This is a genomic window from Actinoplanes sp. NPDC048791, from assembly GCF_040650095.1.
GTDB lineage: Bacteria > Actinomycetota > Actinomycetes > Mycobacteriales > Micromonosporaceae > Actinoplanes.
Genome location: NZ_JBEZGQ010000315.1, coordinates 1 through 8,254, shown reverse-complemented (window position 1 = coordinate 8,254; position 8,254 = coordinate 1). Strand labels below are relative to the sequence as shown.

The 8,254-nt window shown below is 70.4% G+C and carries 7 protein-coding genes; 6 read left to right on the top strand and 1 reads right to left on the bottom strand.

The window, feature by feature from the left end; translation table 11 throughout:
- On the bottom strand, window positions 1-1,092 hold a 1,092-nt coding region (locus tag AB0C29_RS22475), incomplete at its 3' end, for a thiamine pyrophosphate-dependent enzyme (RefSeq protein WP_360823199.1).
- Window positions 1,093-1,222: 130 nt separating this feature from the next.
- Here AB0C29_RS22475 and AB0C29_RS22470 point away from each other — a divergent pair.
- From AB0C29_RS22470 to AB0C29_RS22445, 6 genes are all read left to right on the top strand, one after another.
- Entirely contained in the window at window positions 1,223-1,690 is a 468-nt protein-coding gene (locus AB0C29_RS22470) for a MarR family transcriptional regulator (protein ID WP_360823196.1), read from the top strand.
- Complete coding sequence (locus AB0C29_RS22465) at window positions 1,683-2,597, top strand: ABC transporter ATP-binding protein (protein ID WP_360823193.1); 915 nt, start codon at window positions 1,683-1,685, stop codon at window positions 2,595-2,597. Before AB0C29_RS22470 ends, AB0C29_RS22465 begins: the two co-directional genes overlap by 8 nt.
- A complete protein-coding gene (locus tag AB0C29_RS22460) occupies window positions 2,584-3,381 on the top strand; it encodes an ABC transporter permease subunit (protein ID WP_360823191.1) in 798 nt (265 codons plus the stop codon). Before AB0C29_RS22465 ends, AB0C29_RS22460 begins: the two co-directional genes overlap by 14 nt.
- Before the next feature lie 169 nt (window positions 3,382-3,550).
- Window positions 3,551-3,955 (top strand): YjbQ family protein, encoded by a 405-nt coding sequence (locus AB0C29_RS22455; RefSeq protein ID WP_360548456.1) that lies wholly within the window; start codon window positions 3,551-3,553, stop codon window positions 3,953-3,955.
- A gap of 149 nt (window positions 3,956-4,104) precedes the next feature.
- Window positions 4,105-6,843 carry a pyruvate dehydrogenase (acetyl-transferring), homodimeric type gene (gene aceE / locus AB0C29_RS22450; protein ID WP_360823188.1) on the top strand — a complete coding sequence of 913 codons (2,739 nt, stop codon included), beginning with the start codon at window positions 4,105-4,107 and terminating at the stop codon, window positions 6,841-6,843.
- Between the two features lie 95 nt (window positions 6,844-6,938).
- Window positions 6,939-8,254: Cache 3/Cache 2 fusion domain-containing protein (locus tag AB0C29_RS22445; protein WP_360823185.1), on the top strand; the 1,316-nt coding region annotated here is incomplete at its 3' end.

The following is an 8,254-nucleotide window of genomic DNA, read 5'->3' as shown; positions in this document are numbered from 1 at the left end:
GTTGAGCACCTCCTCGTCGACCTTTCGCACCTGCCAGCCGACCTCGTCGTAGCGGGTCAGCAGCTCCTCGACGCCGAGGGTGCCGCTCTCCACGAGCAGCCGGGCGGTGCCGACCAGCGGGTCGCGTTCCAGGTCGCGGGTGATCTCCTCGGCCGAGCGGTACGCCACCTCGGCGTCGGCGCCGGCGTGACCCATGAGCCGGACCATGGTCAGGTGCAGCACGGCCGGGCGGCGCTGCTCGCGGACCCAGTCGGCGGCCTCCCGCGCGGTGTCGTACGTGGCGGCCAGGTCGCAGCCGTCGGCGCTGAAGTAGCGGATGCCGGGGCGGCTGCGCAGCGTCTCGGCCGTCCAGCCGTCGGGCGACGGGACGCTGATGCCGTACCCGTTGTCCTCGCAGACCAGCAGCAGCGGCAACCGCTGCCCGGTGTGGTCGTACCAGCCGGCGGTGTTGAAGGCCGCGGTAGCGGTCGCGTGATTGACCGACGCGTCGCCGAAGGAGGCCACCGCGAGGGCGTCCGCGGGCCAGGGCGTCTGCTTGCCGCGGGCGAGGCCGAAGGCGAGGCCGACGGCCCGCGGCAGGTGCGAGGCGATGGTCGAGGTGGTCGGGATGATCCGCAGGTCGGCGCGGCCGAAGACCTTGTGCCGGCCGCCCGCGATGGGCTCGGTGGCCGCGGCCACCACCCCGCGCAGCACGTCGCGGGCCGCCTCGACCAGCGGGTCCTTGCGCGACTCGTCGTCGCTCTCGACGCCCGCCTGCAGCGCGCGTGCACAGTAGAACCCGCCGGACCGGTAGTGCAGCAGCGCCGGGTCGTCCACCCGCAGCGCGGCCGCCACCGCCGCGTTTCCCTCGTGGCCGGACGAGCCGATCGTGTAGAAGCCCTCGTTGAAGCTGCGCAGCCAGCGCGCGGCCAGGTCGAGGTGGCGGCTGGTGAGCTGGGCGTCGAAGAGCTCTCTGGCCCGGGCCCCGGTGAGGGCCGAGCCGTCGCGGATCGGTTCGTCGGGTGCCGGCCGCCGGCCGCTCGGCTGCAGGGCCGAGACGGCGTCACGGAAGCGCTCGTCGAGGTTCTGCGGGGTGGTCACGCGACCCAGCATTGCCGACCCTGGCGAACGCCGCCACCGCGCGTGAGTGCCGTAGGACACTCGGTCGGATTTATGGCTGGTCTTCGATCTTTGACGAGCGTAAGTTCAGAACGTACTGAACATTGGGAAACAGGGAGAACACGTGGACATCAGCGCCGAGCGCCGCTACGCCGAGGAGGCCGGTGTCGTGCTGGCCGGCATGGGCATGCCGCAGGCGTACGGGAAGCTGCTGGGCTGGCTGCTGATCTGCACCCCGGCCGCGCAGAGCGGCGCCGAGCTCGTCGCCGCCCTCGGGCTCTCCAAGGGCTCGGTCAGCGCCGGCCTGCGCCAGCTGGAGACGAGCGGGCTGGTGCGGCGGGTGGCCATGCCCGGGCGTCGCGGCTCCTTCTACGAGATGACCCCGGACGCGATCATGCGCGCCGCGGGCTCGGAGAAGTTCACCTACTTCCGCCAACTGATGGACCGCGGCCTCGAAGTCGTGGGCGGCGAGGACGCCCCCGGCGCGGAACGGTTGCGGACGAACCGGGATTTCTATGCCTTCCTTGAGGTCGAGGTGCCCAAGCTCATCCAGCGATTCAAGGACGAAAAGAGAGGACGGAGTGATGGCTGACCTGGCCATCTCCACCCAGGACCTGGTCAAGACCTACGGCCGCGGCACGCGCGGCCTGGCGGGACTCGACCTCGAGGTCAAGACCAATGAGGTGTACGGCTACCTGGGCCCCAACGGCGCCGGCAAGTCGACCACCATCCGCATCCTGCTGGACCTGATCCGAGCGACCAGCGGCACCGTCCGCGTACTGGGCCTGGACCCGCGCGCCGACGGGGTGGCGCTGCGCCGGCGGATCGGCTATCTCGCCGGTGACTTCGTCGTCGACGGCCGGCAGACGTCGCGCCAGCTGCTCACGTACCTGGCGAATCTGCGCGGCGGCGTCCCGGCCGCGCGGATCGCCGAGCTCGCCGACCGCCTGGGTCTGGAGCTGGATCGCCAGATCCGGGGTCTGTCCAAGGGCAACCGGCAGAAGGCCGGGGTCATCCAGGCCTTCATGCACTCCCCCGAGCTGCTGGTGCTCGACGAGCCGACCAGCGGGCTGGACCCGTTCCTGCAGCAGGAGTTCGTGCGGCTGGTGCAGGAAGCCCAGCGCGAGGGCGCGACGGTCTTCATGTCGTCGCACGTGATGAGCGAGGTGCAGCACACCGCCGACCGGGTCGGCATCATCCGCGACGGCCGGCTGGTCGCCGTCGAGAGTGTCGAGTCGCTGCGCGCGCACGCTCTGCGCAGCGTGACGCTGACCTTCGACGGGGCCTTCGACGCCGCCGACTTCGCCCGGGTGCCAGGCTTCACCGACCTGACCGTGGCCGGCCCGACCCTGCGCGGGCGGCTCGCCGGGCACACGGACGAGCTGGTCAAGGCCGCGTCGCGGTACACGGTGCGGGATCTGCTGTGCGAGGAGCCGGACCTCGAGGAGATCTTCTTCCACTACTACGCGCGGCCGGAGGCCGACCATGTTCCTGCGTGATGTCTACCCGAAGGCCCTCTGGGACGCCCGGCGGTCGCTGCCGGGGTGGACGGTGGCGATCGTGGCGGTCGCCCTGATGTACGCGGCATTCTGGCCGACCGTGAACTCGCCGGAGATGGCGGACGCGCTCGCGGCGTACCCGGACGGCATGCTGGACGCGTTCAACTCGGGCGACCTGGGCACGGCGCAGGGTTACCTGGGCGGTGCGGTCTACGGGCTGCTGGTGCCGCTGCTGGTGGCCGTCTTCATGATCGCCGCCGGGGCCCGCGCGGTCGCCGGTGACGAGGAAGCGGGGACCCTCGACCTGGTCCTGGCCCATCCGGTGAGCCGGCGTGGGCTGGCCCTGCAGCGGCTCGGCGCGGCGCTGACCGGCATGGCGGTGGTCGCGGTGGTCCTGTTCGCCCTGCTGGTGGCCCTGCGGGCGCCGTTCGAGCTGGAGACGGTCACGGTCGGTGGCTTCCTGGCGATGAACGTCCAGCTGGCGCTGTTCGGCGCGATGTTCGGCACGCTGGCCTTCGCGGTCGGCGCGGCGACCGGCAGCAAGAGCCTGGCGCTGGGGGTGAGCGCGGGCGTCGCGGTGCTGGCGTACCTGGCCAACAGCGTCTTCCCGCAGGTCGCCGCCCTGGAGTGGACCCGGAACGTCTCGCCGTTCCACTGGTATCTGGGCGGTGAGCCGCTGACCAACGGCGTGCAGTGGGGCGGCGCGGCGGCGCTCGCGGGCACGGCGGTCGTGCTGGCCGCGGCGGGTGTCTACTGCTTCGGCCGCCGGGACATCGGTGGGTGACAGTGCGCCGAACGGCTGCGCGGGCCGGCGGACAGGTGCTCAGCTGGGAACATGGCGGTGCTGGGCCGGCTCGCGCAGTGCGGGTTCTGGTTTGTGATCGTGGGTGTCTGCTTCCTCGTGCTCGACCTCTATACGTAGCGTCGCGAGTCGAATGGCAGACTTCCCCGTCATGGACACCACGGTGATCACCGTCCGGACCGGGGACCGGCCGGTCGTCCGGGACATCACGGGCGAGGCCGAACAGTTCGTCAGCGGCCGCGGCGACGGGCTGCTGCACGTGTTCGTGCCGCACGCCACCGCCGGGGTGGCGATCATCGAGACCGGGGCGGGCTCCGACGAGGACCTGCTCACCGCCATCGACGAGCTGCTGCCGGCCGAGGACAAGTGGCGGCACCGGCACGGCTCGCGCGGGCACGGCCGCGATCACGTCCTGCCCGCCTGGATCCCCCCGTACGCGTCCCTGCCGGTCATCGGCGGGCGCATCCAGCTCGGCACCTGGCAGTCCATCTGCCTGGTCGACCCGAACGGCGACAACCCGTCGCGCCAGGTGAGGTTCAGCTTTCTCGCAGGTTGACTTCAAGTTACTGCTCAGTACGTGTGTCGAGCGTCGCGTACCCGGACGGTAGGCGTGACGACAGACACCGACAGGGGGCAGGATGGAACCATTCCCGTGCGGTTCACACAATGAGTCGCACGGTCCGACACCGACCAAGAGGAATGCCTGTGGCCACGGAACGCAAGCGCCCGGTGATCAGCGACGGCCTGCCGAGCCAGCTTCCGGACATCGACCCCGAGGAAACCAGCGAGTGGGTCGAGTCGCTCGACGGAGTCATCGACGAAGGTGGCGCCAAGCGCGCCCGCTACGTGATGTTGCGCCTGCTCGAGCGGGCCCGGGAGCGACAGGTCGGTGTCCCGCCGCTGACGTCGACGGACTACATCAACACGATCTCGCCCGAGCAGGAGCCCTGGTTCCCCGGTGACGAGTTCGTCGAGCGCCGGATCCGGGCGTACATCCGCTGGAACGCCGCGATGCTGGTGCACCGCGCGCAGCGGCCGGAGATCGGCGTCGGCGGGCACATCTCGACGTACGCGTCCAGCGCCAGCCTCTACGAGGTCGGCATGAACCACTTCTTCCGCGGCAAGGACCACCCCGGCGGCGGCGACCACATCTTCTTCCAGGGTCACGCGTCCCCGGGAATGTACGCCCGCGCGTACCTGGAGGGCCGGCTCAGCGAGAACGACCTGGACGGCTTCCGTCAGGAGCTCTCCCACTTGGGCGGCGGCCTGCCGTCGTACCCGCACCCCCGGCTGATGAACAACTTCTGGGAGTTCCCGACGGTCAGCATGGGCCTCGGCCCGCTGAACGCGATCTACCAGGCCCGCTACAACCGCTACCTGCACAACCGCGGCATCAAGGACACCAGCCAGCAGCACGTCTGGGCGTTCCTCGGCGACGGTGAGATGGACGAGGTCGAGTCGCTCGGCGCGATCGGCCTGGCCGCCCGCGAGGAGCTCGACAACCTCACCTTCGTCATCAACTGCAACCTGCAGCGCCTCGACGGCCCGGTACGCGGCAACGGCAAGATCATCCAGGAGATGGAGTCGTTCTTCCGGGGTGCCGGCTGGAACGTCATCAAGGTCGTCTGGGGCCGCGAATGGGATTCGCTGCTCGCCGCCGACAACGACGGCGCCCTGGTCAACCTCATGAACGTCACGCCGGACGGCGACTACCAGACGTACAAGGGCGAGTCCGGCGCGTACGTGCGGGAGAACTTCTTCGGCCGTGACCCGCGCACCCGCAAGCTGGTCGAGGGCATGACCGACGACCAGATCTGGAACCTCAAGCGCGGCGGCCACGACTACAAGAAGCTGTACGCGGCCTACAAGGCGGCCACCGAGCACACCGGCCAGCCGACCGTGATCCTGGCCAAGACCGTCAAGGGCTGGACGCTGGGCTCGCACTTCGAGGCCCGCAACGCCACGCACCAGATGAAGAAGCTGACCCTGGACGACCTCAAGCAGTTCCGGGACCGGCTCTACCTCGACATCCCGGACAAGCAGCTCGAGGACAACCCGTACCTCCCGCCGTACTACCACCCGGGTGAGAAGTCCGACGAGCTGCAGTACATGCTCGAGCGCCGCAAGGAGCTGGGCGGTTTCGTGCCGAGCCGGCGCACCAAGCACAAGTCGCTGGCGATCCCGGAGTCGAAGACCTTCGGTGACGTCAAGCGCGGCTCGGGCAAGCAGAAGGTCGCCACCACGATGGCCTTCGTCCGGCTGCTCAAGGACCTGATGCGCGACAAGGAGTTCGGGGCCCGCTGGGTGCCGATCATCCCGGACGAGGCGCGCACCTTCGGCATGGACTCGCTCTTCCCGACCAAGAAGATCTACTCGCCGCACGGCCAGACCTACACGTCGGTCGACCGCGAGCTCTTCCTGTCGTACAAGGAGTCGACGAGCGGGCAGATCCTGCACGAGGGCATCAACGAGGCCGGTTCGACCGCCAGCTTCATCGCGGCCGGCACCTCGTACGCCACCCACGACGAGCCGATGATCCCGCTGTACATCTTCTACTCGATGTTCGGCTTCCAGCGCACCGCCGACGAGCTGTGGGCGGCGGCGGACCAGATGACCCGCGGCTTCCTGCTGGGCGCGACCGCCGGGCGGACCACGCTCAACGGTGAGGGCCTGCAGCACGAGGACGGGCACTCGCTGCTGATCGCGGCGACCAACCCGGCCGTGGTGGCGTACGACCCGGCGTTCGCGTTCGAGATCGCGCACATCGTCGAGAACGGCCTGCACCGGATGTACGGCGAGCACCAGGAGAACGTCTTCTACTACCTGACCATCTACAACGAGCCGATCCTGCAGCCGGTGGAGCCGGACGAGGTCGACGTCGAGGGTCTGCTCAAGGGCATCTACCGCTATGCGGCGGCGCCCGAGACCACCGGTCCCAAGGCGCAGATCCTCGCCTCCGGCATGGGCATGCAGTGGGCGCTCAAGGCCCAGAAGCTGCTCGCCCAGGACTGGGGTGTGGGCGCGGACGTGTGGTCGGTGACGTCGTGGACGGAGCTGCGCCGCGACGCCGTCGAGACCGAGGAGCACAACCTGCTCAACCCCGGTGACGCGCCGCGCAAGCCGTACATCCGGACCAAGCTGGAGGGCACCGAGGGCCCGGCCGTCGCGGTCAGCGACTGGATGCGGGCCGTGCCCGACCTGATCAGCCGCTGGATCCCGAACGACTACACGTCGCTGGGCACCGACGGCTTCGGGATGAGCGACACCCGGCACGCCCTGCGCCGCCACTTCCACGTGGACGCGGAGTCCGTCGCGGTGGCCACGCTGCGCCAGCTCGCGCTGAGCGGCAAGATCCCGGCGCACGTGCCGGCCGAGGCGGCCAAGAAGTACGCGATCGACGACGTCAACGCCGCCCCGGTGGGCGAGACCGGCGGCGACAGCTAGGCGATCGGACGACGGGAAAGGGGAGCCCCGCGGGGCTCCCCTTTTTTCTGCGCCATGATCCTCAGTTGGGCCCGGATCCCGCCGAAAAGCCGGACATGGGGTTCCAGATCAGCCACAAACTGCTCGCGCTCGGTCTGGGCGGGGTGGTCAGCACCGCGGCCGTCCTCGTGGGCGTCGGTGCCTGGCAGAGCGACGCGTTCGCCGACAAGACCGGCGCCGCGGTCGCCACCCTCAACGCCGAGGACCTGGATCAGACCACCGCGAACGTGACCCGGCTGGTCGGCTCGGTCGGCGACGAGGTGCAGGGCGGGGTGGACAGCGACATGCAGGCCGCCAACGCGCTGCTCAAGCAGCGCGGCGGTCTGCGCCTGGACGGCGACACCACGACCTGGACCGCGACCAACCAGCTGTCGCAGGCCAAGCAGTCGGTGAAGCTGCCGCGGGCGACGGTCGGTGGCCAGTGGCTCGGTCAGAACACCGACGTCAAGAAGACGACGCCGTTCGTCGACGACGTGCAGTCGCTGCTGGGCGGCACGGTCACGGTCTTCCAGCGGATGAACGACGCCGGCGACCTGCTGCGGGTGGCGACCAACGTCCGGGCGAAGACCGGCAACCGGGCCATCGGTACGTTCATCCCCGCGGTGACCGCGGAGGGGACCCCGAACGCCGTGGCCGCCGCGATCAAGGCCGGCAAGCCGTACCGGGGCGTGGCCCAGGTGGTCGACACCTGGTACATCTCCGCGTACGACCCGGTCAAGGACGCCTCGGGCAAGGTGATCGGGGCGCTCTACGTCGGCGTGCAGCAGGCGGCCGCCCTGAAGAATCTCACCGACGCGATCGCGGCCACCTCGGTCCGTGAGAACGGCTGGGTCACCGTCTACAGCACGGCGAAGGCGGACACCGGGCGGGTCATCGCCTCCAGTCTCGACGGGGCGGTCGGGCGGACCGACCTGGACGCCACGGACGCCGCCGGCACCGGGTACGTCAAGGAGATCGTCGCGCAGGCACCGCAGCTCGAGGGCGGGGCCACCTGGCGTAAGACGTACCGGCTGCCGGGTTCCGCGGGCGCGGGTGCGGGTCCCACGACCACGACGGTCGCCTACTACGCGCCGTACGCGTGGGCGATCGCCGTCGGTGGCTATGACGCCGACGCCTCCGGCGCGGTGGACGCGGTCCGCGACGGGCGGCGGGCCATGCTGACCGCGTTCCTCATCGCCGCCCTGCTGCTGGCCGTGGCCGGCGGCCTCTTCGCCGCCTGGCAGGCGCGCCGCATCTCCGGCCGGCTCGGCGGCCTGACCGCCGCCCTGGCCCGGCTGGCCAAGCGGGATCTGACCGTCTCCGTGCCGCCCAGCGCCCAGGACGAGATCGGCCGGGCCGGCACCGCCCTGAACACCGCCGTCGCCGAGCTGCG